This window comes from Streptomyces sp. NPDC001410 (assembly GCF_042895235.1).
Lineage (GTDB): Bacteria > Actinomycetota > Actinomycetes > Streptomycetales > Streptomycetaceae > Streptomyces.
The window spans coordinates 103,635-128,544 of sequence record NZ_JBIAWE010000023.1; the positions used below are offsets into that span (position 1 = coordinate 103,635).

The 24,910-nt window shown below is 74.3% G+C and carries 12 protein-coding genes; 7 read left to right on the plus strand and 5 right to left on the minus strand.

Annotated elements, in window-relative coordinates:
* Positions 1-573: 573 nt before the first annotated feature.
* From ACFY3C_RS38635 to ACFY3C_RS38645, 3 genes are read right to left on the minus strand one after another with little or no spacing between them, the layout of a single operon-like run.
* Positions 574-1,302 carry a hypothetical protein gene (locus tag ACFY3C_RS38635; protein WP_390774164.1) on the minus strand — a complete coding sequence of 243 codons (729 nt, stop codon included), beginning with the start codon at positions 1,300-1,302 and terminating at the stop codon, positions 574-576.
* 33 nt (positions 1,303-1,335) lie between these two features.
* Positions 1,336-1,860 (minus strand): phage tail protein, encoded by a 525-nt coding sequence (locus ACFY3C_RS38640; protein ID WP_004003113.1) that lies wholly within the window; start codon positions 1,858-1,860, stop codon positions 1,336-1,338.
* A gap of 34 nt (positions 1,861-1,894) precedes the next feature.
* Complete coding sequence (locus ACFY3C_RS38645; RefSeq protein ID WP_390774165.1) at positions 1,895-3,754, minus strand: phage tail sheath family protein; 1,860 nt, start codon at positions 3,752-3,754, stop codon at positions 1,895-1,897.
* 586 nt (positions 3,755-4,340) lie between these two features.
* Here ACFY3C_RS38645 and ACFY3C_RS38650 point away from each other — a divergent pair.
* The 7 genes from ACFY3C_RS38650 (at position 4,341) to ACFY3C_RS38680 (ending at position 19,701) form a co-directional block, all read left to right on the plus strand.
* Entirely contained in the window at positions 4,341-5,195 is an 855-nt protein-coding gene (locus ACFY3C_RS38650) for a DUF4132 domain-containing protein (protein WP_389178182.1), read from the plus strand.
* Positions 5,192-10,192 carry a hypothetical protein gene (locus ACFY3C_RS38655; protein WP_390774166.1) on the plus strand — a complete coding sequence of 1,667 codons (5,001 nt, stop codon included), beginning with the start codon at positions 5,192-5,194 and terminating at the stop codon, positions 10,190-10,192. Before ACFY3C_RS38650 ends, ACFY3C_RS38655 begins: the two co-directional genes overlap by 4 nt.
* 49 nt (positions 10,193-10,241) lie before the next feature.
* Complete coding sequence (locus ACFY3C_RS38660) at positions 10,242-11,411, plus strand: AAA family ATPase (protein ID WP_390774167.1); 1,170 nt, start codon at positions 10,242-10,244, stop codon at positions 11,409-11,411.
* A gap of 5 nt (positions 11,412-11,416) precedes the next feature.
* Complete coding sequence (locus ACFY3C_RS38665) at positions 11,417-14,932, plus strand: DUF5682 family protein (RefSeq protein WP_390774168.1); 3,516 nt, start codon at positions 11,417-11,419, stop codon at positions 14,930-14,932.
* Positions 14,929-16,770 (plus strand): hypothetical protein, encoded by a 1,842-nt coding sequence (locus ACFY3C_RS38670; RefSeq protein ID WP_390774169.1) that lies wholly within the window; start codon positions 14,929-14,931, stop codon positions 16,768-16,770. The genes ACFY3C_RS38665 and ACFY3C_RS38670 overlap by 4 nt, the downstream gene beginning before the upstream one ends.
* 241 nt (positions 16,771-17,011) lie before the next feature.
* Positions 17,012-17,794, plus strand: coding sequence for a response regulator transcription factor (locus ACFY3C_RS38675; RefSeq protein WP_390774210.1), 783 nt, complete (start codon positions 17,012-17,014; stop codon positions 17,792-17,794).
* Between the two features lie 188 nt (positions 17,795-17,982).
* Positions 17,983-19,701 carry a hypothetical protein gene (locus ACFY3C_RS38680; protein ID WP_390774170.1) on the plus strand — a complete coding sequence of 573 codons (1,719 nt, stop codon included), beginning with the start codon at positions 17,983-17,985 and terminating at the stop codon, positions 19,699-19,701.
* On the opposite strand, the gene ACFY3C_RS38685 is transcribed toward ACFY3C_RS38680, so the two are convergent.
* Together ACFY3C_RS38685 and ACFY3C_RS38690 are read right to left on the minus strand one after the other, a co-directional pair.
* Complete coding sequence (locus ACFY3C_RS38685; RefSeq protein ID WP_390774171.1) at positions 19,694-22,111, minus strand: ATP-binding protein; 2,418 nt, start codon at positions 22,109-22,111, stop codon at positions 19,694-19,696. The genes ACFY3C_RS38680 and ACFY3C_RS38685 overlap by 8 nt on opposite strands.
* A 212-nt stretch (positions 22,112-22,323) precedes the next feature.
* The gene (locus ACFY3C_RS38690; RefSeq protein WP_390774172.1) at positions 22,324-24,699 is read right to left on the minus strand and encodes a hypothetical protein; all 2,376 of its coding nucleotides are present in this window, start codon (positions 24,697-24,699) and stop codon (positions 22,324-22,326) included.
* Positions 24,700-24,910: the final 211 nt, after the last annotated feature.

Genomic DNA, 24,910 nt, shown 5'->3' on the forward strand with positions numbered 1-24,910 from the left:
GGCCGGGGGGCGGGGTTGGGTGGGGGGGCGGGGGGGGGGGGGGGGGGGCGGGGGGGGGGGGGGGGGGGGGCCGCGCCCCGGGGGGGGGGGGGGGCGCCCCCCCCCCGGGGGGGGGGGGGGGGGGCCCCCGCGACCTGGTCCGCGCCCTGTTCCGGGCCTCCCCGCCCGGAGGTGCGCGGACCGGTCCTGGGCACCGGCAGCAGCCCGGGCGCCAGGGGCGCGGCGGGGCGCAGCAGTGGTGCTTCGGGCAGGGCGGTCGGTGCGGGGCGTGATGTCTGCTCCGCGGGGGCCCGTTGGGTGCGTACGACCGTCTGCTCCCGTTCCGTGTGGAGCCGGAGCTGCGCGGCGGGTCGTGGCACGTCCCGGTCCGGTGCGGGTGTGGGCGTGGCGGAGAGCCACGGCACGGAGTCCGTGGCGTCCGGGTCCGGGGTGCGGGCCCGTACCGCCTCGACGCGTTCGAAAGGGCCGGGCAGCCGCGGCCGTACCCGGACGGTGTCCGGCCCGGGGGCTGCGTGCCGGGCGATCAGCCGGTCGAGGAAGTCGGGCTCCGCCTCGGGCGCCCGGGAGGAGGTGTCAGACATCCGCACACAGCTCCAGGTAGTAGCGGCGCCGCAGCGGGCTGAGCGCCAGGATCTCCGGCTCGCTCCAGCCGTAGGCGGTGGCGAGCAGATGGACGTCGAGGAGCAGGTCCCTGGCCCAGGCGTCCAGTTCGGTCCACAGGTAGGAGGCGATGTCGAGGTCGGCCCGGCCGGCCGCACCGCACTCGGGGCAGCCGATGCTGAGCGTGACGTCGGCGCCCGGGTCGGCGGCCTCGACGGCCTCGGCGATCCGCCGCTGCACCGGCGCCGGAAGGGCGTCGGCGGTCCTGGGCGTCCCGTCGTGCTCCGCCGAGACCAGGCAGCGGGCGAGCAGCGCGGCGCGCGGGTCGGCGGCCCGGGCCGCGGTCGTCAGGTCGGCGGCGGAGGGCAGCCGGAACATGATGTCCCAGCCGCCCTCCGTCAGCCGTACGACCGTGTCCTCGGGCGCGCCGAGGGAACGGGCGAACTCCCCGGCGTCCAGCTCGAACTCCATGTCCGCGCCGCACGCCCGGCACTCCAGCCGCACCTGCATCCGCTCCCCGAACAGGGCGCGGCGCAGGGCGAACAGGTCGGACTCGCGTTCGCCGACCGGCACCGCGGGCAGCGTCGCGGCGTCGAGGTCCGGGCGCGCCGTGCCGTGCAGCAGCAGGGCGCGTCCGGTGGCCGTCTCGGCGAGCCCCGCCTCCCAGGTGGCCAGCAGCCCGGCCGCCCCGGTGATCGCCATGTGTTCCCCCCGGCTTCCTCACCTCGCTTCTGATCAGGCCGGGTTGAGGAAGGAGGGCTCCTCGGGTTCGGGCACCTCGTAGTCCCGCTCCCAGCCCTCGCACTCGAGCTTCAGCGACTGGATGGCCACCGCGTTGGCGTTGGCGTCCAGTTCGCCGAGGACCTGGTACTCGCTGGGCCAGGTCCGGTAGAGCTTGTGCGAGACGGCGACCTGGCCGGCCTCGTTCAAGACCTGTATGACGATGTCCTTGCGGAAGTCGGCGAGGGACACCTCGGAGCCGAGGCCCGCGCCGACCTGCCAGACCTTGTTGGCCCAGCGGTCGAACTCGGGGTCGTGGGTGACGCCGCGCTCCAGCGTGATGCCCTCGAACTCGGAGCGGCCCGGCGACTTGCGCGGGGAGGACGGGTCGCCGCCGTGGCGGTGCTTGACGACCTCGGTGGTGCGCTTCAGCGGACTGATCTTGCTGATGCCGGCGACCGTACGACCGTCCCACAGGACCAGGAACTTGAAGTTCTTGTAGGGGTCGAAGCGATGGGCGTTGACGGTGAACTCTGCCATCGGATTCCTTCAGCTCTCCAAGATTCCCGTGGGCCTACAGCTCGAACTGCCCGGACGTCTGCTGGATTTTGACGATCACGAACTCCGCCGGGCGGACCGGTGCGATGCCGACCAGGACGTTCACGATCCCGTTCGCGATGTCCTCGTCGGTGGTGGTGTCGCCGTCGCACTTGACGAAGTAGGCCTCGCGCGGGGTGCCGCCCTTGAAGGCGCCCTGCCGGAAGAGCGTGTGCAGGTACGAGGAGGCGGCGAGGCGGATCTGCTGCCACAGGTTCTCGTCGTTGGGTTCGAACACCACCCACTGCAGGCCGCGCTGGAGGCTCTCCTCGACATGCAGGGCGAGGCGCCGTACGGGCACGTACTTCCACTCGCTGTCGAGCGCGTCGGTGCCCTCCAGGGTGCGGGCGCCCCAGACCGTCGGGCCGGTCAGCGGGAAGCTGCGCAGGCAGTTGACGCCGAGCGGGTTGAGCAGTCCGGTCTCGCGGTCGGTCAGGTTGACGGTGAGCGAGTGGACGCCCGCGAGCCGCGCCTCGGTGCCTGCCGGTGCCTTCCAGACGCCGCGCTCGGAGTCGGTGCGCGCGATGACTCCCGCGATCGCGCCGGAGGGCGGGAAGGAGCGCAGCCGCCCGGTGAGCGGGTCGGTGAGCTGCAGGTGCGGGAAGTACAGGGCCGCGTGGTTGCCGCGTACGGCGTCGAAGGCGGCGACGCCGGCCCGGGCGGAGTCCACGCCGACCCAGGTGCCGGGCGCGTCGACGAGCAGGAAGATCCGCCGCTCCTGGCACAGGCGCTGGGCGGCCGATACGACCGTGATGGCGTCCTCGGTCTTCTCGTACGCGGCCAGCTCGGGCAGGACGAGCAGGTTGACGTCGGCCACGCCGCGCAGCGCCTGGATGCCGGTCTTGTCGGCCTCCGAGCCGATGAGGTCGCGCGGGCCCGGGGCTTCCCCGTCCTCGCCGCCGGCCAGCGGGAAGACGGGCGGGTTGACGGAGGCCTCCAGGCCGAGGTCGTTGGCGCACTCGCCGAGGAAGCGGACGACGTCCTCGGGGTCGGTGGAGCCCGCGACCACCTGGATGCGGCGGCCGAAGGCGGTCACCTCGGCGCCCGCGAAGGCGTGCTTGCCCGGGGCGTCGGGCAGCGCGCGCAGCTTGCGTTCGAGCAGCAGGGCCAGTTCGGCCACGTTGCACGGGGCCTCGCCGTCGCATTCGGGGTCGTAGAGCGTGAACTCGCGCTCCACGTCGCCGATCTTGACGGTGAGGTCGACGGCCAGGCCGGGCAGCTCGTGCCCGAAGGGCTTGGAGACGGTGCCGGACGGGTCGGGGCGGCCCTCGCCGAGCACCTCGACGCGGATCAGCCGGGAGCCGGCGTTGATCACGGTCTGTGCGTAGCGGCCGCCGGCCGGGTCCATGGACAGGCCGGTGAAGCTCTCGCGGGCCTCGCCCCTGGCGTCGTGGACACGCAGGTTGAAGGTTTCGTCGGGGCAGGGCGTGTCCTGGTCGACGGCCACGCGCAGGCCGTTGCCCCACACGCCGGGCTCCTTGGCGTGCACCTGAAGGACCGGGCTGTCGCTGTGGCCCTCGGTGGACTTGAGGGTGACGCAGGCGGCCTTGCCGCTGCCGGCCTTGGTGACGCGGACGACGACGGCGACGGTGCCGCCGTTGCCGAAGAACTGGTGGACCGCGTAGCCGACGGCGCTGCGCGCGCTCAGGCCGCCGAAGCGGCGCTCGAACTCCGCGAAGCTGGTGACGCGTACCGGCTCGTTGAGCGGACCCCGCCGGGTGTGACCCACGAAAGCGGTCACCGACGTGGTCAGGGTCGAGATGGTGCGGGTGCTGCTGGGAAGCTCTTCGACGTAGACGCCGGGATACGTCGGCCTGGCGGCGTTCACCGCGCTCATCGGCTTTCCCCCTCCTGTCCCTGTCTCTCGGGCACCGGACGAAGGCACCAAGAGAGTGACAGCGGAGGGACACGTTCCGGATCGGTGCGGCAGTCGGCCCCGCGCGACTGGACGACGGTGGCCGAGCGCACACCGCATCAGTTCCCCCGTCGACGCCCGGACGGTCGGTGCCCGGGTCAAGCAGTGTGCTTGCGACTCCTGATGCTCAAGTGCTCAACCCACCTTGTTGTGTTGCGAGTTGAGCCAGCAAGGCGTCTTCCGGCCAGGCGGGGAGAAGGTTTCGTGAAGGCCGACTCCCCGCCTTCGCACATCCTGTGCGCGCGCCCCCGACAGATGGTGCACAGCTTCCCCACAGGGTGTGACGGGCCGTCGGACGGGCCGGGCCCGGGCGACCGCGGTCACCTGGGAGGCAGCGCTCCGCCCGGCCCGCGCGCGGATCCGGGGTCCCCGAGTCCTCCTCGACTCGTACACAATCCACGGTGGCCGGTTCCGCCGGGGTGCGTGTCTCCCGGGAGGCGGACGGCGTTGTCAGTGGCCTCCCCTAGAGTTCCCGTCACTTGATCACTGCGCATGCGGGGAGGCATGTATGGGGTGGGTTGCGGCCGGTGACTACGAGGTCGCCCTCGACGGCGGGAAGGTGGTGTGCCGCAATGCGGCCGGGCGCCGGCTGAAGTCCGTGCCCGCCAAGCTCGGTGACGATCCGGCGGTCGTGGGGCTGAGGCAGCTCGCCGAGTGGCTGGAGCGGCACGAGCGGCAGTGCCTGGCCGACGTGGAGCGGTGGATGGTCCGCTCGCTTCCGGTGCCGTTCGCCGTCGTCGCCCGGGTGTGGCCGGACCCCGCCTGGCAGGCCGCGCTGCGCGACGTCGTCGTGACCGGCGACGACGGACAGGTCGCCGGCTTCCTGCGGGACGCCGGCCCCGAGCGCGGCCTGGGTCTCGTCGACCTGGACGGCGACACCGTCCGTATCTCCCCCGACCTCGTCCGCATCCCGCACCCGGTCCTCCTGGACGACCTGGAGGAACTGCGCGAGTTCGCCGTCGAGCTGGGCGTCGAGCAGCGGGCCCAGCAGCTGTTCCGCGAGGTCTGGCACCGCCCGGCCGGCCTCGACACCGAAGGCACCCAGGTGGCGGAGTACGCGGGCGGCTCGTACAAGGAACTGCGCTTCCTGCACGGCAGGGCCACCCAGCTCGGCTACCGGGTGCGCGGCGGACACGCCGTGTGCTCCGTCCTGGAGGACGGCCGCGGCATCGAGGCCCGCGTCTGGGTCGGCGACTACGACGGCTACGAGGAGACCGAGACCGGGCCGCTGGTGTGGTCCGACCCGGCCGGACGCGTACTGAAGCTCGGTCAGGTCGGGCCGGTCGCCTGGTCGGAGGGCATGCGCATGGCGGCGGCGCTGTACGCCGGGCGGGACATCCAGGACGAGGAGCAGGCGGCATGACGGTCATCACCGGGTACGACGAGACCACCGCGGCCACGCTGCTGGACGCCGGCGCCGTACTGCCCCCGGGCAGCACCGCGCGCGAGGACGCCGACAGCCTCACCGTCCGCACCTACACGCACCCCGCCCTGGACGGCCGTCAGGTGGTCCGCCTGGTGCCGGGCACCCTCGGCGAGGCCGAGGACCTGGCGCTGGAGTTCCTGGGCCTCGCCCGCGAGCCGGAGGTGCCCGAGGTCGGGCAGGTGCGCAAGGAGACGCTGGGCTTCCCGGCCTGGGCGCTGGTGAACGACCCGGCCAACGGGCACCATGCGCTGGCCCTGGTCAAGGACGTCGAGCGGCTCGCCCGGCAGGCCAAGTCCCGCCCCGGCACCGCCAAGGAGGGCTTCGAGGCGCTCGGCGAACGGCTCGGCCGGGCCGTGCCGCACTTCCTGCCGACCTTCTACGAGCAGGCCGCACGGGTCTTCCTGCAGCACGAGAACACCACGTACGCGGCCGCCTTCTTCGGCAAGGCCCGCGAGGCCGAGCGCGTGCACGCGCTCGCCGTGGACGAGGAGCGGCAGCGGGCGGTCTTCCTGGAGTTCGCCTTCGCCGGAGCGCTGACCGTCAAGGCCCTCAAGGAACACGTGAAGGACCTCGCCCGGCGGCTCGACCCGGCCGCCGCGTGGGCGCAGTTCCGGCAGCTGACGGTCGAGCGCTGCGCGGCCGGCATGCCGCCGTACGCCTCGCTGCCGCAGGACGCGCGCGGGCTGATCAAGGCGTCGGGCCTGGACCGGGACACCGAGGAGTGCGCCCTGGTCGCGGACCTGCTCGCCTCCCCCGCCGCCCTCCGGGCGCCCGCGTCCTTCTGGAACTCCTACCGCGCGGTCCTGCCGGTCCTCGCGGAGCGGCAGCCGGCCGTGCGGACGCGTCTGCTGGAGATCATGCCGGCGGGGCTGGGCCGGGAGGTCCAGGACGACGAGTTCTGGCTGGCGCTGCTCGCCGAGTGCGGAGCCGAGCAGCTGCTGACCGAGCAGGCGGCGGCCGAGGAGTACGAGGTCGATCCCGCGGACTGGCTGAGCCGCTGGGCCCTCTTCCGCAAGCACGGCGGGTCCTGGTCGCGCCGCTCGCCGGGCACGCTGGCGCTCGTCGAGCGGATGGCTCCGGGGCTGCGCGCCGCCGGGCGGGCGGTCGACCTGTTCACCGGCCGCTGGCACGCGGGCGCCGACCTCGACCTGCTCGACCTGTGCGTGGCCGAGGACGTCCCGCTGGCCGTGCCCGGCGCCGACGTGAACGTGTACGTGCCGCTCGCCGACTGGCTGAAGGACACCCGGGCCGGCCGCCGGGACCTGGTGGCCGTCGCGGCCGACCCGCGGTTCCGGCGCCTGCTGCACCAGGCCGTCGAGCCGGTGGGCAACGACTCCCACAGTTCCGCCCTGCTGAAGACGGTCGCCGCCCATCCCGTGCTCTCCGTGGTGCTGCGCGAGTGGCTGGACGAGGCCGCCGGGGAGTTCACGCGCGCGGTGGGCCTGCCCCGCGCCCGTGCCGCGCTCGACCGGCTCCGCCCCTTCCGCACGGTCGCCTCCGAGGCCGGTCCCGACGCCGTCGCCCGCGTCGCCGGACACGAGGTGGCGCCGCTGCTCGGCCGCACCCTGCGGGCCGGGATCCTGGACGAACTGGGCTGGGCCGCCCTGGACGAGGCGCTGGAGCTGCTCGACGCCGAGACCAGGAAGGGCGAGGACAACACGCTGACGCTGCACGAGGCGTGGCCCGCGCTGATCCTGGTGCGCCGGCACAAGGCGGTCGTGGTCGGCCCGGACGGGATCCTCCTCGAACACGACCTGCGCCTGCCCCAGGAGCTGGACCGCTGGCAGCGCCCCCGGTTCCGCTTCGTGGACGGTGAGCTGCTGGTGATGTGGCGGCAGGGCAGCAAGCAGCACGGCTACTGGTCGGCCCGCCCCACCGAGGTGGTGGAGCTGGGCGGTGAGCAGCTCTCGTCCTGGTGGTCCGGCAACGAGACGGACACCGCCTCCGTCCCGCTGCCGGGCGGCGGCCGCGCGACCGGCGGCCGCACCCTGCACGCGGGCGACACGGTCCTGCCCCCGAGCCGCGCCGTCATCGGCGACGGCACCACGTACTGGCGGCAGGGCAGGCAGGGCCTGGAGACGGTCTGGCTCGAGTACGACCCGGCCACCGGCACCCACGGCCGTGCCTCCCTGCCCGCACTGCTGCGGGCAGGGATCCGGGAGGAGACGTCCCTGCTGTCCGGTTTCTGTGAGGTGCTGCCGCTCCAACCGGGTCTGGAGGGCAGCCCGTTCGGCACCGACGGGACGGTGCTCGGCCGGTGGGTGCGCGTGGAGGGCGAGGGCGCCGAGGCCCGCAGGGCCGCCGGTACGCCCGACGGGCGCACGGTCTCCATGCCCACGTCCTACGGCGGCCGGGCCGGCTCGGCGCCGCTCGGTGCCCTGCGGCTGCCCGGCGGGGCCGAGCCCGTGGCCGCGCAGATGATCCGCCAGGTCGGCCTCTTCGCCTCCGACGACACCTCCGCGGACGGCGAACTGGGCCGGGTGACGCCGAACGAGCGCGGCAGCGAGTTCGCCGCCGGAACCCGGCTGGTGCCGCCGCTGCCCTTCTGGCATGCGCTGCGCCCCCGCGACGAGCAGGGCTCGGCCGTGCTGCGCGCCCTGACCGACGACCAGGCGGCCGAGCTGCTGCGGGTCACGGCGCTGGCGCTGGACGGGCGGCGGCAGGCGCTGGAGCGGGCCGGCTCGGACGAGGCCGCCAAGGCCGCCGTACCGTCCGCGGACCACGTCGCACTCGGAGCCGTCGCCCTCGCCCTGCCCCGCTGCACCGACGGCCGCCTGCTCACGGGTGTCACCTCCCTGGTCCGGGTGACGCTGCGCCTCGCCGAGTCGGCCACCACGTTCGCGAATCCGCCCCAGGAGCGGCCGCGGAAGGCCGCCGAGGACGAGGAGATGTTCGCCGACTACCGGCCCCGGCACGGCGACGACCGCACCCTGCACGACGCGCTGTCCGGGGTGGTCGGCCTGCACGGCTGGTCGTACGGGGAGCGGTGGACTGTGCTGCGCCAGATCCGGGCGGTGAACCACGTGCTGTCCGGCGAGCCCGCCGAGGGCAAACGACTGCCCGACCGGGAGCAGCTCGCCGCGCTGGGCGACGGCTGGCTCAGCGACGAGCGCACGATCCCCGGGATCGGCATGGTGTGGCCGTCCGCGCTGGGCGTCCTGCGGGCGCTCGCCCACCGGGCCGCCTCGCCCGCCCTGTCCGACGCCCGACGGGAGCCGCTGCTCCTGCTGTTGGAGGCGGTCGCCGAAGGGCCGCTGGCGGCGGCCGGCGGCGACCTGCGCGAGATCGTTCTGTACGAGCCGCACGACAAGCAGCAGCGGGCCGGCCAGGTGCTGCGCCGTGACGGCCGTACCGTCGTGATCCTCGGCTGCCAGAGCATCGACAGCGAGCGGGACCGCGTGCGCTGGCTGGCCCTGGACCACGACCCGTCCGGGTCGTTCGGCGCGATCGCCCACTTCGTGCTGGAGAGCGAGGTCCGGCACGATGCGGCGATCTCCGCCGAAGACCTCGCCACCGTCACCCGGCTGATCCGGGACAAGGGTGCCGCTCACTGGCGGTCCGAGGCGCCCGAGGCGCTGGCGGCGGCGACGGACGGCGGGCTCGGTCCGCTGCAGGCGGCCGTGCTGCTGGCCGGCCTGCCGCAGTCGCCCGGAGCGGAGGGACTGGCCGTGCTCGGACTCAAGCCCCGGCAGTGCGAGTTCGCCGTCTCCCGGGTCAACGCCCTCAAGCCGGAGGAGCGCAACGCCCTCCTCGGCGCCCTGCTGCCCGCGGACCCCGCCGACCTGTGGACCACCGGACCGGACACGGCGGCCGCCGGCCGGGTCTGGGCCGAACGTCTCGGCTCGCTCGTCCGCGTACCGGAGGAACTCGCCGCCGACCTGGCCGGGACGGGCGCCGGATATGCCGAGGAGGTGCTCAACCCGTCCCGCACCGCCTGGCTCGCCCGCACCACGGTCCTGCGGCCGGACAGGGACGGCAACCTCGCCTGGGCGGACCCCGGCGCGATCCCCGGCCGGCACGAGCTGGCGGCCGCCGTGAACGCCCTGGCCGCGCTGGCCTACGTCCTGCCGTACGGCCACCCGCTGCGCGCGTCCCTGCCCGAGGGGCTCGCCGCCCTGCGCCGCCGGATGACCGATCCGGAGCTGATGCTCGACCTGGACGTCGAGTGGACGGAGAAGGGCGGCTCGACCGCCGTCGAACTGCGCAAGGCGCACGGCCTCCCGGCGACGGGGGGCGCCGACGCGCACGGCCTCACCCGGGTCGGCGAGGCGATCGTGCTGCGCCCCTGGTACCGCGACACGGAGACGGTCCTGGTGCGCCCGGCGGCGCTCACCGGCCCCGACGACACCGTGTTCGGGCTGCTGGAAGGCCTGGTCGGCGGCGCACGCGGGCACGGGCTGCGCATGCTGCGCACGCTCCTGGGCGACGACCTGACCCGGGCGGTCGAGGCCGGCGTGGGCACCGAGGCTCCCTCGGGGTACGCGCAGGACCCGACCGTCACCGCGCCGACGCTCGTCGCCGACGCCGCCGCGGCACACGGCCTGGGCGAGGACGCGGCCGCGCTCTACCTCATGCTGCTGGCCCTGCCCGACCCGACGGACCGCAACTGCGCACGCTGGACCGGCTGGAAGCCCGCCCGCATGAAGAAGGCCCGTGCGGAGCTGGCCGCGACGGACCTGGTCGTGGAGGCCAAGCGGCCGCGCGCCGGACGGAGCCTGTTCCTGCCCTGCGGCTGGCGCGAGCTGAAGTCGCCCGCGCTGCCGGTGGAGATCTGGAAGGAGGGCCTGTATCCGGTCCTCGACCACCGGCGCGCCCTGCCCCTGCTGCCGGTGCCCGAACTGTTCGCCCGCGCCTGGGACCGCGTCCGCGCCGGGGACGCCCCGGCCTACGAGGAACTGACCACGCGGGCGACGCGCAGGGGGCGGCGCCGATGATCCTCTCCTCACCGACCACCACTCGTACCACCCTGAAGGGCACCTGCCGATGACCACCGTCCTCGTTCCCGACGCGACCCGTCAGATCGTCCCGCCCGAGGACCGGTACGCCACCGAACTGGCCTTCCTCGCCGCCCACGACGCCGGTCCGCGCCCGCCCGCGTGGCGGCTCACGCCCCGGGCCGTCGTCACCTTCGTGATGGGCAGCGGCGGGCAGGCGCTGCGCCTGCCCGAGGACGCCGAGGTGCCGGAAGGGGTGCCGCGGCGCCTGGTGGTGGAGGGCAAGTTCGTCGGCGACCGGGCGCTGGTGGAGCGATGTGTCGTCACGCTCGCCGGTGAGCGGGGCCTGCTGCTCGTCGGCGAGCCCGGCACCGCCAAGTCCATGCTGTCCGAGCTGCTCTCGGCGGCCGTCTGCGGAACCAGCGGTCTGGTGGTGCAGGGTACGGCGGGGACGACCGAGGACCAGATCAAGTACGGCTGGAACTACGCCCTGTTGCTCGCGCAGGGCCCCAGCCGGCAGGCGCTGGTGCCGTCGCCGGTGCTGACCGCTATGTCCCGGGGTGCGATCGCCCGGGTCGAGGAGGTCACCCGCTGTCTGCCCGAGGTGCAGGACTCCCTGGTGTCGCTGCTGTCGGAGCGGCGGATCGCCGTACCCGAACTGGCGGGTGGCGAGGACGCGCTGGCACACGCGGCGCCCGGGTTCAACCTCATCGCCACCGCCAACCTGCGGGACAGGGGCGTCTCGGAGATGTCCGCCGCGCTCAAGCGCCGCTTCAACTTCGAGACCGTGGGCCCCATTCCCGACCTCGACGCCGAGACGGCGCTGGTGCGCAGCCAGGCCAGGGCGTCGGTGGAGCGGGCCGGGGCGCCCTTCCAGGTCGACGACGCCGTGCTGGAGGCTCTGGTCACCGCGTTCCGGGACCTGCGGGAGGGTCGGTCGACGGAGGGCTGGGAGGTGGAGCGGCCCTCCACCGTGATGAGCACCGCGGAGGCCGTGTCCGTCGCCGGGGCGCTGGGGCTGGCCGCGGCGTACTTCCCCGGTGACCGCGACGTCCTCGACCTGCTCCCGGGCCATCTCCTCGGTGTCGTACGCAAGGACGACCCGGCCGACGCGGCGCGGCTGCGCGGCTACTGGGACGGTCCCGTCCGGCGCCGTGCCGAGCAGGGTTCCGCCACCTGGCGGACCCTGTGGGACCTGCGCACGGTCCTGGAGGGCTGACGGCCGTGCTCCACCCTTCTCCCGAGGCCGCCGTCCTGGCCCTCACCGACCCGGCGGCGCCGTACCTCATCGGCGTACGGCACCACGCGCCGTCCCTGGCCGCGGCCGTACCGGCGCTGCTGGACGCGGCGAAGCCGGACGTCCTGCTCGTCGAACTCCCCGCCGAACTGCAGGACTGGCTGCCGTGGCTCGCCCACGAGGAGACCCGGGCACCGGTCGCCCTCGCCGCCGCACCCCGCGACGGAGGAGGGGGCCCGGCGTTCTATCCCTTCGCCGACTTCTCACCGGAACTGGTGGCGGTGCGGTGGGCGGCACGGCACGGCGTACCGGTCGTCGCCTGCGACCTGCCGCTCGCGGACCGGGCGTGGTGCGGGGAGGGCCGCGAGGAGCCCGCCGGCCCCGGGAACCCGACGGCGCAGGGTTCCCTCGCCGGGCTCGGTACCGCCCTGCGCTCCCGCCTCACCGGACGACCCGGTGACGACCTCTGGGACCGTCTGGTCGAGGCCACCGCCCCGGGTTCGTCGCCGGAGGCCCTGCGGCGGGCCGCGCTGCTCACGGGGTGGGCGCTGCGCGAGGATGCGGCGGGCGCGGGCGGGGTGCCAGCGCTGGATCTGCGGCGCGAGCGGTGGATGCGGTCGTGTCTCGCGCAGGCCACCGCGAACGGGGAGCGGGCCGCCGTGGTGGTGGGCGCCTTCCACACGCCGGCGCTGCTGGCACCGGCCGACAGCGACACGTCCGAGCGGCCCGCCGCCGCGGCCTCGCCCTGGACGACCTCCCTCATCCCGTACGCCTACGCCCTCCTCGATGAGCGCTCCGGCTATCCCGCCGGTATCCGCGACCCCGAGTGGCAGCACCGGGTGCTCGGCGCCGCCGGTGATCCGGCCGCGCTGGAGGAGGTGTTGACCGGTGCGGCCGTGCGGGTGTGCGTCGAGCTGCGGGCGCTCGGGCATCCTTCCGGGCCGGCCGACGCGCGGGAGATCGTGCGGCTCGCCGGTGATCTGGCCCGGCTGCGGGGGCTGCCCGCGGCGGGCCGGGGCGAGTTGGTGGAGGCCGTGCAGACGGTGCTCGCGCAGGGCGAGCCGTACGGGCGGGGGCGGGCCGTCGCCCGGGCGACGGAGAAGGTGCTCGTCGGCACGCGCGCGGGCCGGCCGGCGCCGGACGCGCCGCGCAGCGGGCTCGCTCCGGCGGTCGAGGCGGAGCTGGCCGCGCTGGGCCTGCCCGGTCCGGCGGACTCCGGCCCCGGCACCGCCCGCGATCTGCGCCTCGACCCGCTCCGTTCCGAGCTGGACCGCGGCCGCGAACTCCTGCTGCGCCGACTGACGGTGTGTGCGGTGCCGTACGCGGAGCCGAAGGAGGTCGCCGGCGCGGGCGGCGCCGAGGCGCTGACGTCCCGCTGGGAGGTGCGCTGGACGCCCGCGACGGCGGCCATGCTGACCGCGGCGGGCGTCCGTGGCGTCACCCCGGCCCAGGCCGCCGAGGGTCTGCTGCGGGAACGGCGGCGCACGGAGCAGGACGAGGGCGGGCCCACCGCGGCGCAGGCCCTGCGCGGCCTGGAGCAGGCGGCGGAGTGCGGACTGCCGGGCCTGGTGGACGAACGGCTCGACGACACGGCCGAGGTGCTGCCGGACTCCGGCACACTGCCCGAACTCCTCGCCGGACTGGCCCTGTTGGACCGGTTGCGGTCCGGTCACATCGCGGGGCTGCCGGCCGACGAGGACCGTACGGCACGGGCGGCGGCCGTGGCCGAGCTGCTCACCGCCGCCGCCGTGCGCCAGGTGGACGGCCTCACCGGTTCCGAGGACCCCGCCGACGCGCACGCCCTGCTGGAACTCGCCCACCGGGCCGACCTGTTGGGCGGTATCCGGCTCACGGACGCGCTGGCCCGGCTGGCCGCCGACGGTTCCCCGCTGATGCGCGGCGCCGCGGGTGCCGTACGCGTGCTGCTCGGGCACGAGGATCCGCGGGGCTTCGGCGACCGGGTGGCGTCCTGGGTGGACGGCGCCTGCGATCCCGGGTCCCGGTCCGCGCTGACCGCGCGGCTCGCGGGACTGCTGACCGCGGCGGGCCAGTTGCTGGAGTCGGCGGCGCCCGCGCTGGAGCCGTTGCTGGGGCGGGTGTCGGAGCTGTCCGACCGGGACTTCCTGGACCGGCTGCCCGCGCTGCGGGGCGGTTTCGACACGCTCAGCCCCGCCGCCCGCGACCGGCTCCTGTCCGCCGTCGAGGAGCGCCTGGACGAGCGCCATCTGGCCGACACCGGCGCCGTCGACCCCGGCGCGCTGGCCGCCTGGACCCGTGCCGACCTCGCGGCCCACGAGGCCCTCGGCGCCTGGGGGCTCCTGCCACCGCCCCGGAAGCCGGAGGCCGCCCCGGCCGCGGCCGACGGACCGGCCGACACCGCCTCCGGCGCGGACCACCGGCTCTCGCCGGCCGACCGCTGGCGCCTCGTGCTGGGCCGCCGTACCGACCAACTGGCCGACTCTGCCTGCCCGTTGGCGACCGCGCTCGACGAGCTGTACGGCAGCGGACGCGGGGAGGGCAGCCGGGGCGACCTCACCGGTGCGGGGCGCGGCGGCGGCCGGGAGGCGTCCTATCCCGGGGTGCGGGAGTGGTCCGAGGAGCTGGTGGCGCTCTTCGGCCCGGGCATCCGGGAGGAGGTGCTGGCGGCCGCCGCCGCGACGGGCCGGCCGGACGTGTTCACGGAACTCGACCCCGACGCCGTACGGCCCTCGGTCGACCTGCTCCGCTCGGTGCTCCGGCACGCGGGCGGGCTGCCGGAGGCCCGGCTGGCGACGCTGCGTCCACTCGTCCGCCGCCTGGTCGACGCGCTGACCCGGCAACTGGCCACGAGGCTGCGCCCGGCGCTGCACGGGACCGCGCTGCCGCGCCCCAGCCGCCGTCCGGGCGGCGGACTCGACCTGCCCCGCACCCTGCGGGCCAACCTGGCCACCGCGCGCCGCACTCCGGACGGCACGGTCCAGGTCATCCCCGAGCGTCCCGTCTTCCGCGCCCGGGCCCGAAAGGCCGCCGACTGGCGGCTGGTCCTCGTCACCGACGTGTCGGGGTCCATGGAGGCGTCCACGATCTGGGCGGCGCTCACCGCCTCCGTGCTGGCCGGGGTGCCCACCCTGTCCACGCACTTCCTGGCCTTCTCCACCGAGGTCATCGACCTGACCGACCATGTCGAGGACCCGCTGTCGCTGCTGCTGGAGGTCAGCGTGGGCGGCGGCACCCACATCGCGGCCGGGCTGCGGCACGCCCGCGAACTGGTCACCGTGCCCTCACGGACACTCGTCGTGGTCGTCAGCGACTTCGAGGAGGGCTACCCCGTCGGCGGGCTGCTCGCCGAGGTCCGCGCCCTGGTCGGCGCAGGCTGCCACGCCCTCGGGTGCGCGAGCCTGGACGACGCCGGCCGGCCTCGGTACTCCACCGGGGTCGCGAGCCAGTTGGTCGCCGCGGGGATGCCGGTGGCCGCCCTCAGTCCGCTCGAACTCGCCCGCTGGGTAGGGGAGGAGATCGCATGAGCCAGGATCTCGGGAGCGAGCAGCGGGAGCGCACGGCTCTGCCTCCGGTCGCCCCGGCCGTGACCGCCCAGCTCGTCGCGGCGCTCTCGCCCCGGCTGCGCAAGCGGCTCGACACGGGCATCGCCAAGCTGGCGGCGCGCCCAATCGCCCGGGAGGGCGACACCGTGCGGATCGCCGTCGACGACAGCACCGACGTCGAACTCCACGCCCCCGGCGGCGCGGTGACCAGCGCGGAGGCCATCCGCTGCGGCTGTCTGCTGGCCCCTGACTGTCTGCACCGCGCCGCCGCGGCGTCGGCGGCACCGATCGCGGATCCGGAAGCCGAACCGGTCGCAGCCCCACCGGCCGCACCGGAACCGGCGACAACTCCGAACGGGGAACCGGCAGCAGAACCGGGCGCGGCCGCCGACTCCGGTGCGGCACAGACCGGTGCGGCGCAGACCGGTTCGGAGGAACCGGCGAACAGAACGGAACCCGAACCCGACCGGGCCACGCCCGAGCAGTGCGCCGCCGCCCGTGCCGTCCACGCCGCCGCGACCGCCGTACTCGAAGCCGGTACGGACGGTTCCGGGGCGGTGCTCCAGGCGGAGCTGCTGCGCGCCGCGCACACGGCACGTCTCGCGGGTCTCCCGAGGGCCGCCGCCACGGCAGTCTCCGTGGTCACCGCGCTGCGCGCCGCCCGCTCCGGCGACCCGGCCTACCGCCTCGCCGACCTCGTCACCGCGCTGCGTGACGCCCTGTCGGCGGCCCACCGCATCCCGCACGCCGCCGGCCCGGAACTGACCGAGCTGCGCGGCACGGTGCGGCAGCCGTACCGCCCGGACGGCTCGCTGCGGCTGTACGGCCTGTTCTCCGAGCCGGTGCTCACGGCGAGCGGGTACGCGGGCGCCGTCACCTGGACCGCCGACGCCGAGGGCCGCCTGTACCAGGTGTCGGACGTGGCACCGGGCGGCGCCGCTCGGGCGGTGGGCGCGGCCGACCGGGCCGTACGCGTCGGTGACACGGCTCTGACCCACCGGGAACTGTCCCGGGCCGGGCTCGCGGTGTCGGGGGCGACGGTCTCCCCGAGGGGCCGGCTCGGCGCGGGCGCGGGGGTACGGGCGGTCCGCGCGTCCGGTGCCGACTGGCGCGCGCAGCCCCTGGACCGGCTCTGGGCGGTGCCGGTCGCCGACCAGGTGTCCCGTGCCCTGAGCGGTGGCCACGACCTGCTCTTCCTGGAGGTCACCCTCACGGGCACGGTCCGGGAGGCGGCGGGCGACAGTCTGCTCGCCGACTGCGGGGGCGTCCCGCTGCGGCTGACCGCCGCGCACGACCACCCGGCGCTCCCCCACCGCGACAACCTCCGCCTGCTGGCCGCCGCCCGCGGCAGCCGGCTCCGGGTCGTGGCCCGGCTCGTCCCGGCCCCGCATCCCAGGGCCCAGCTGCTGGCGACCGAGCACCCCACCATCCCCGGCACCCGCGTCGACGCCGGCCTGGACCGGCTGCTCCGAGCCGACCTGCCCGCCTCCCCGGCACCTGCGGCCGCGGCGCCCACGCCCGACGAGGCTCCGGTGCATCTGCTGCGCCGGCGCGTGCACCAGGCGGCCTCGGGCGGCCGGCTCGTGCTGTCCTTCCCCGGGAACACGGCGGCCGACGTCCGGCGGCTGAGCCGGCACGGTCTGGCGACGGCGGGAGACCTCGTGGACGAACTCCATGCGGCCGCGGCGGAGCGGTCCCGCGATGTCTTCGGCCGGCTGCTCCCGGCGGACACCGACCGGTTCGCCCGGGCCTGGCTTGCCGCGGCCCGCTACACCGACGAGGTCGACCGCGCGCTGTGCGCGGCGGCCTGGGGTGCCTGAGGCGGGCGGACGGTGCGGGGAGGCGGCCACGCCGGACGGGCCGCCGCTCCCCCGCGCCGTCCGCCCATCCGGCGTGCGTCCGAGCAGGTCGTCGCCGCCGGGTTGAAGTCTGCGCCGATTGGGGACGGCTGGGGTATGCGTACAAGTACGTACGCGGCGCCGGGCGGGAGGACGGCGAGCGGGAGACTCACGCGGAGAGAAGCACGTGGTACAGGGGCTGAACAAGGCCTACGAACGCCTGATGGCGGTCGCCGTGACGGCGCTGCACGAACGGGAGCCCGGGCGTCTGTGGCCACTGCTCGGCACCGCGCTCACGGACCTGTGCGGCGGCGAGGCGGTCGTCCACAAGCTGGACCACTGGAGCGAGAACGAGGGCACCGTCGGGGTGGCCCCCGACGCCGCCGCCACCGAACTGGGCCGGCTCCGGGACTCGGACCTGGCTCTGCTGCGCACGGGCTACCCGCTCGCCGCCCACTACACGGCCCGGCCCGACCGGACCCCGGTCACCGCGTACCGGGCGGCCGGGTCCGACTGGCCGGGCAGTCCGACGGCCCGCCTGCTCGGTGACGTCCTCGACGTCGACCACGTGCTCGGCGTACCGCTCCCCGGGAGCAGCGCCCCGATCACCGGCTGTCTCGTCTACCGCTCCGGGACGGACTTCACCGACGACCACCTCGCCATGGCCGAGCGCGCGCAGCCGTTGCTGGCCGGCGTGGAGCGGCAGCGGCAGCTGCTGGAGGAGTGGCGGCGGTCGCTGGCCCCGGTCGGAGCGCCGGACGAGCGGGCGGCGGACTGTGCGCTGACGCCCCGCGAGACGACCGTGCTGCTCCTGCTCGCCGACGCGCTGACGGCAGACGCCATCGGCCGCCGCCTCGGCATCTCGGCCCGCACGGTGCACAAGCACGTGGAGAACATCTATCGCAAGCTGGGCACCCGCGACCGGGTCGGCACGGTTCTGCACGCTCAGCGGCTCGGTCTGCTCCCGTCCCCGGGCGCCCAGGGGCCCTGTGCCGGCCCTTCCTGATTGGTTACCGTGGAGCGGTCCGCCGGGAGCGAGCAGATCTGAAGGGTTGTCAGCCAACTTGTCATCTGATAGGCCGACTGTGCCGCGAGCCGCGAGCCGCGAGCCGCGAGCCGCGAGCCGCGAGCCGCGAGCCGCTGGTCCGGTGCGATGCAGTGCGGTGCGGTGCGGGAGTCGGGGGTGCGGACGTGGTGTCCGGTAGCCCCTTCCTGCGGGTTCCGGTAGGCCCCGACGCCCCTCGCTGGCGCACCTTCCCCACCGAGCGGACCCTGGTCGTCGCCGCCCGCACCGTCACCTCCACGGTGCGCGTCCTCGAGTCGCTTCCCGCCCTGCTGCGTGACGACCCTCGGGTGAGCGTCGTCTTCGCCCACGATCCCACCTCAGCGTTCGGCTCAGGGGTGCTCGAGCTGTTGCACACGTCCGGCTGCCGGGTCATGCCCTGGGAGCAGCTGCGCCACATCAGGGCCGACCTCGTGCTCACGGCGAGCGAGAACGTGGACGTACCGGAGGGCGACTGCCCGGTCCTGGTGCTGCCCCACGGCGTGGGCTTCCAGAAACGGGTCCCGGACGCGCGCGGGCCGCACGACCGGCTGTCCGGCCTCGTACCGGACGCGCTCCTGGAGTCCGGCCGGGCCTGGCTCGCCGTCTCACACCCCGACCAGGAGCGGCAACTCCTCGCCGCCCACCCGAAGACCGCCGGCCGCACCCTTCTGCTGGGCGATCCCTGCTACGACGAACTGCTGGCCGGCCGGCGGCGCAGACACGCGTACCGGGAGGCCCTCGGTGTCGGGGAGGACCAGCTGCTCGTCGTCGTCAGCTCCACCTGGGGGACCACTTCTCTCCTGGGCCGGCACCCCGACCTGCCCGTCCGCGTCCTCGGCGCGCTCCCGCAGGACGAGTACCGGGTCGCCGCCGTCGTCCATCCCAACGTCTGGTCGGCCCACGGCGCCTGGCAGATCAGGTCCCTGCAGTCCGCGGCACTGGACGCGGGGCTGATCCTGCTGCCTCCCGTCCACGCCTGGCGCTCCGCCCTGGTCGCGGCGGACGTCGTGATCGGCGACCACGGCTCGGTGACGCTGTACGGTGCCGCGCTCGGAACTCCGGTGCTGCTCGGGGCGTTCGGCGCCGACGCGGTGCCGGGGACCGCCGTCCATGACCTGGCCGCGGCCGCCCCGCACCTCGACCCGGGCGCGGAGCTGAGGGCGCAGGTCGAGAGCGTCGTACGGGACCACACCCCTGAACGCTACGCCGAAGTGGCACGCCGGGCCTTCGCCGATCCGGGAAACGCCCTCGCACGGCTCCGCGCCGCCGTCTATGAGCTGTTGAACCTGCCGGAGCCGGCCTCCGCGCCCCCGCCGGACCTGCTGCTGCCCGCCCCGGAACCGGCCGCCCGGCCGGCCACCTCGTCGCTGGTGGTCACCGAGGTGAGCGAGGAGGGGGGCGGTCCGGTCGTCACGGTACGGCGGTTCCCTGCGGCGGCTCGTGCGCACGTCCAAGGCGACCTGGAGAGCACACAGCCTCTCTCCTTCACGCACCTCGCCTGCTCGGACGGCGAACGGGACCGACGGCTGCTGGAGAGCGCCTCCATCGTCGAGCGGACGGACCGTGCCGACAGCGCGGCCGAAGCCCTGCGGTGGATCCGTGCCACGACGGCAGAGCTGCCCGGCAGTCTGCTGGCCGCCTGTGCGGTGCGGGGCGGCAGTCATCTGGTGGGGCTGCGCGACGGCCGCGTGGTGGAGGTGGCCGTCACCGGTCCGCCGATCGTGCCCGGGCTCGCAGCGGCCGTCGTCTACGCGTGCCTGCGCCAGGGCCGTTCCCTGGCCGACGCGTTGCTGACGCTGCGGATCGGTCGGGTGCGGGACGAGGACGTGGTGCTGCGGCTGCGGCCCGTGCCACCCGTCGTCAGGTGAGGTCCCGCAGCCGTCGGCGTACCTCCTCCGCGCCCGGGTTGCCGCTCGCCTCGTAGATCTCGAGCGCCCGGGTCAGCCAGGCCCGCACGTCCTCCTGGTGGCGGCCGGTCCGCTCGACGATGCCGAGGAGTGCGAGCAGGGCTTCGGCTTCGTAGTGGGTCGCGTTCTGGTCCCGCAGGGTGCCGGCCGCCGAGCGCAACGCGTGGACGGCTTCCTCGGTGTGGCCGAGGTGGTCCTGGGCGAGGCCGATGGCCAGGTGGACGCGGGCCGCCATGCGGTGGTCGGGCTCGGGGAGGTGCAGCAGGTCCTGTCGGGCCTCGGTGAGCGTCACCAGAGCCGTCGCATGGTCCCCGCGGGCGTCCAGCGCGCAGCCGAGGAAGAAGGCGGCCAGGGCTTCGCCACGCCGGTCCCCGGCACGCCGGTTGAGGTCGAGGGAGTACCGGTACGTCTCCACCGCGCGGGGCGGGTCGAAGCGGTCCAGGTAGCGGCCGAGGAACTCCTGGACGGAGGCGCGCAGCAGCAGCCGGTCGGTCGACTCGGCGAGGGTGACCGAGCGCTCCAGCTCCGTGCGGGCGCGCTCGTACTCGCCCAGGTCCGTCAACGGGCGGGACAGCAGGCTGCGCAGGCGGGCCTCGCCCGCCACGGCCTCGGCGGCGGTATCGCCCGGGGTGTCCTGGTCCGCGGCGAGTGCGCCGGCGGCTTCAGCACCCAGTTCCAGGGACTCCTTCCAGGCACCCAGGTAGCGGTGGTGGAGGAAGAGGGCCGTGAACGCCTCGGCCAGCGGCCAGGCGACGGCATGCAGACCGTGGCGTACGGCGGCCCGAAGGACGGCCAGGATCGCGGCGCACTCGGCGTCGAGCCAGGTCAGCGGGGAGGGGCCGGCCTCAGCGGAGAAGGGGTCGCGGGCGCCCGCCAGGTGCGCGGACAGGTCGGCGATCCGCAGCCGGTCCCTGCGCAGGGCGCGGTCGGCGAGCGCGACGAGGACGAGGTAGTGGGTGGCCACCCGTTCGAGCAGCGCGGTCTCCTCGGTGGCCGGCTCCTCCTCGACCGCGCGGTCACGGGCGTACAGGCGGACGAGGTCGTGCATGCGGTAGCGGCCGTCGCGTTCGGTCTCCAGCAGGCTCGCGGCGGCGAGTTCGCGCAGCAGCCGCCTGGCGGTACGGGTGTCGACCCCGGCCGCCGCCGCGGCGACCCCGGCGTCGAAGAGCCCGGCCGGCACCCAGCCGAGCAGGCGGAACATGCGGGCAGGTCCGGGCGGCAGCAGCCGGTAGGAGGGCCCGAGGACGGCGGACACCGAGTAGGTGCTGCCGGGCAGGGACATCCCGTCCAGCCGGTCGGCCTCGTCCTCGAGTTCGTCGGCGAGGTCCGCCGGGGTCAGGGCGTCGTCGGTGAGCAGCCGGGTCGCCACGATGCGCAGGGCGACGGGCAGGCCGCCGCACAGGTCGACGAGGCGTGCGGCCGCCGCCGGGTCGGCCTCGACGGTCTCCCGTCCCGAGTGGTCGGCCAGCAGGGTCAGGCCGCTCTCCGTGTCGAGGGGTTTCAGCGCGATGAGGTCGGCTCCGTCGACCGCCACCAGTTCGGTGAGCCTGCTGTGGCTGGTGACGACGACCGTGCTGCCGAGCCCGCTGGGGATCAGGGGCCGTACCTGGGCGGGCAGGGTGACGTTGTCGATGAGGACGAGGATGCGCCGGTCGCGCGAGCAGGAGGCGTACTGCCGGGTCAGCTCGGCGAGCGTGGCCGGGACGTGCTCGTCGCTGCGCATGAGCGCCTTGAGGATCGCGGCGAGGGCCTGGGAGACGTCGGCGCCCATGGCGGCGCCGACGGCGGACTCGTCGCGCAGGGCGGCGTAGTCGATGTAGAACAGGCCGTCCGGGAACCGGTCACGCTCCTTGTCGGCCCAGCGGCAGGCGAAGGCGGTCTTGCCGACCCCGGGCAGCCCGGCCAGCACCGCGAGACCGACCCGGCCGGGCTCGCCGCACAGGGCGTCCATACGGGCCAGTTCGGCGACCCGGTTGCTGAACGTGCCGGTCAGGGCCGGGATGTGGTCGGGAGGCGCGTCGCCGGCGGCCGGTCGCGCGTCGAAGGTGATGTCGTACGACGTTCCCGGCATGAGTTCGGACAGGAGGTGCCGCAGTTCCTCGGCCGCCTCGGGGTCGCTCCGCAGGATGTCGAGCAGGCGCCGTTCCCATGCGGCGGCTACCCGGTTCGCCGCCCGTTCCTCCTCGCCCCGCTCCCGGGCCGCGTCCAACTCCTCGCGGGAGGCCTCCAGTTCCTCGTCCGCTCCGCGCCCCGAGAGCCGGCCGGTCAGCAGCCGGGCCAAGTGCTTGGTCTTTCCCCAGGAGTCCGCGACCATGAGTCCGATCAGGGCCGTGGCCCCCTGCGCGGCGAGCGTCCCCAACTCGGCGTCCACCAAGCCCCCTTCACTTCGTCCACCAGCACCGGGACAGGCGCAGCCCACGGTAGAAGGATCTCCGCCGGATTCCCAGTCGGCCGCGCCGTGCCCCCGGGGAGGTCGGCCACGCCCTGGGGGCGCCCGTGCACGAATTCGGCCCTCGTTCCCTTCCTTGCCGGAAGGGAACGAGGGCCGAATTCGTGTGCTGCCGTGGTGCGGGGGGGGATCGGTCAGTCCCGCGTGCCGCGGCGCCGCTTCACGCGGGCCAGGACGAAGCCGACGGCCACGAGGACCGCGGCGATCCCGGCGACGAGTCCGACCTGGGCGCCGGTGTCGGCGAGGCCGCCCCCGTGGTCGTCGTCGTTCTTTCCGGGCGGGGTGGTGGGCGTCGGCGTGGGGCCGCCGGAGTGGCTGCCGGACGGTTCGGGAGCCGGGCTGCCGGGCTTGTGCGTGGGCCTGCCGGTCGGGCTCGGGTCCGGTTCCGGGGTGCGGCCGTTGTCGGTGTTCCCGGAGCTGCTGCCGCCGAGGTAGGCGGTGTAGGTGTCGCGGTAACCGGTCTCCGTGCGGACGGAGTTCTTGGTGGTGACGTCCAGGCGGGGGTGTTCGGCCCGGAACCGGGCCCGGCTGATCTTCTTCTCGGGCTGCTTGGAGAAGTCGACACCGCCCATCACGCAGGTCTTGTTCTCCCCGTTGTACTCACACGGGTAGCTGTAGTCGCCCTTGGTGAAGGACGTGACGTACTCGTCGTACGTCTTCTTGGGCGTCCAGCCGGTGTTGGGGGCGCGCAGGGGCCACCGCCTGACGTCGCCGCTGCCGATGATGGCGTGGAAGTCGGTGGGGTGGTCCTTGTCCTGCCGGCGGATGTACTCGGCCGCGACACGCGACTTGTAGACGCGGCGCAGGTCGGCGTACTTCGGGTCTTCGTTGATCTTCTTCTCGATGCCCGGGAGGATGTACTGGTCGACCAGCCGCTGCGACGTCTGGACCTGCTCCTTGGTCAGGGAGCAGTCGCCGTTCGGGCTGGGGGTGGTGAAGTCGATCGGCGCGGACTTCACCTCGAGCGGCGCGTCCAGGATGTAGATGCCGTTCTCGTCCACGCGGACCTTGGCGGCCTTGGGCACGATCCAGTTGCGCAGAGAGTGCGAGCACGGGAGGCTGGCGTCGCTCATGGCGTCCCAGTACGCCTTTCCGGGCTCGACACGCGGGTCCATGGCGCGGGCGTAGTCGTGCTTCATGTCCAGGTCGGCGACCAGGAGGACGCGTCCGGCGTCGGTCTTCCCGAACGTCGGGTCCATGATCTTGTCCGGCTGGTCCGGGTTCAGGTTCACCCAGAACGAGCGCGGGTCGAGGGCGAGCCACGTGAACATGGCGTCGGAGGCGAGCTGGAGCTTGGCCTGCCCGCCGTAGCCGGGGTTGGTGTCCTCGTCGTCGACGTAGTCGGCCTTGAAGGAGTAGTCGAGGCCCTTGCCCTTGACGGGGTTGCCGACGTACTGGATCTCCAGGGTGGTGAAGTCGACACCGCCCGGGCCGCGGCCGAGCGCGCTGCGGGTGTTGGCCTGGTTGAACTCGCGCTGGATCCGCTTGGCGTCGTTCAGGTTCTTGCCCGAGCCGAACGCGATGTCGTTCATCGGTCCGGCGGTGCCCTTGGCCGGGTTGGGGTTCATCACCGGGTAGTACTTGGAGTACTTCGTGGTGGGGTAGACGCCCATGCCGGTCGCGCGGCGCTCGTAGATGCGTACCGGGTTGCCGGTGGTGCCGCGTTCACCGCGGAGCGCCTGGTTGAGCTTGCCGTACTGGTTGACGGTGCCCTTGGCGGCCTTCTCGCCGCCGTAGATGACCAGGTTCTTCTTGGTGAAGTCGTAGGTGGCGTCCTTGTGCCGCAGGACGATCCGGTCTGCGGCGTACTGCTTGGGGCGGTACTTGGACGTGGACTTGAACTCGGCGAACTGGTCCTTCTTCGCGTTGTACGCGTCGTACTTGCGGCGCGCGATCACCTTCCCGTTCTGGTCACGGACCTCGACGGTGACCTCGCACAGCCAGTCCGGACCGACCAGGTTGAAGTCACGGACCGTCTTCCGCTCGAACGCCGCGCCCTTGCGGTTGTTCTGCTGATTCTGGGTCAGGAACCGCTTCTGCCACCGCTTGAAGGGCAGGCGTGCGCCGGTTCCGCCCTTGAGGTAGCGGTTGTAGCGGGTGTAGATGCCCTGCTTCATGTCGTCGGGGTCTTTGGACCGGGCGTACTTCTTGTCCCAGGCGTCGACGTCCTCTTGTGTGCTGCCGAGCTGGGCCAGTTCCTGCGCGGTGGGGGTGGGAACGTCCTCGAACCCCTTGAACAGGTGGTCGTAGAAGTACTTCTCTTCCAGGCCGGGCCAGGACTCCTCGAACTGGGCGCCGCCGGGGGCGCCGGAGTTCGCCGGCGTTCGCGGGTACTTCTTCCCGAGGTGCATCTCGTCGCACCGCTTGCCGGTGGTGATCTGCGCGGTGTCGCCGGGCGCGGCCTGGGCCGGGGCAGCGGGCAGGCCCACCAGCATCATCCCGGCTGCCGAGATGACCGCGAGGCAGGAGGCCAGGCGGGCACGCAGGCGGGTTCGTATCGGTGTATTCAACTGCTTTTGTCCCTGGTAGGGGCACATGGGACTGGAGGCGGACGGTGCGGGCCCCCGTGACATGTCACCGTCCACCGGGGCACCCTAGGGGCTGACGCCACGTAAGTCGCAATGAATGGTTGCGTGCGGCGTGTCGCAACTCAGGCCCTGAGCAGGCTGGTTCGAGGACCTCGACCACGCCGCCTCGACCGGTCGCCTGCCGGGTTCTCCC

Coding starts and splice junctions, on each gene's coding strand:
- ACFY3C_RS38635 (WP_390774164.1), bottom strand. CDS start 1,302: ATGGCGATCACCGGGGCGGCCGGGCTGCTGGCCACCTGGGAGGCGGGG.
- ACFY3C_RS38640 (WP_004003113.1), bottom strand. CDS start 1,860: ATGGCAGAGTTCACCGTCAACGCCCATCGCTTCGACCCCTACAAGAAC.
- ACFY3C_RS38645 (WP_390774165.1), bottom strand. CDS start 3,754: ATGAGCGCGGTGAACGCCGCCAGGCCGACGTATCCCGGCGTCTACGTC.
- ACFY3C_RS38650 (WP_389178182.1), top strand. CDS start 4,341: ATGGGGTGGGTTGCGGCCGGTGACTACGAGGTCGCCCTCGACGGCGGG.
- ACFY3C_RS38655 (WP_390774166.1), top strand. CDS start 5,192: ATGACGGTCATCACCGGGTACGACGAGACCACCGCGGCCACGCTGCTG.
- ACFY3C_RS38660 (WP_390774167.1), top strand. CDS start 10,242: ATGACCACCGTCCTCGTTCCCGACGCGACCCGTCAGATCGTCCCGCCC.
- ACFY3C_RS38670 (WP_390774169.1), top strand. CDS start 14,929: ATGAGCCAGGATCTCGGGAGCGAGCAGCGGGAGCGCACGGCTCTGCCT.
- ACFY3C_RS38675 (WP_390774210.1), top strand. CDS start 17,012: ATGGCGGTCGCCGTGACGGCGCTGCACGAACGGGAGCCCGGGCGTCTG.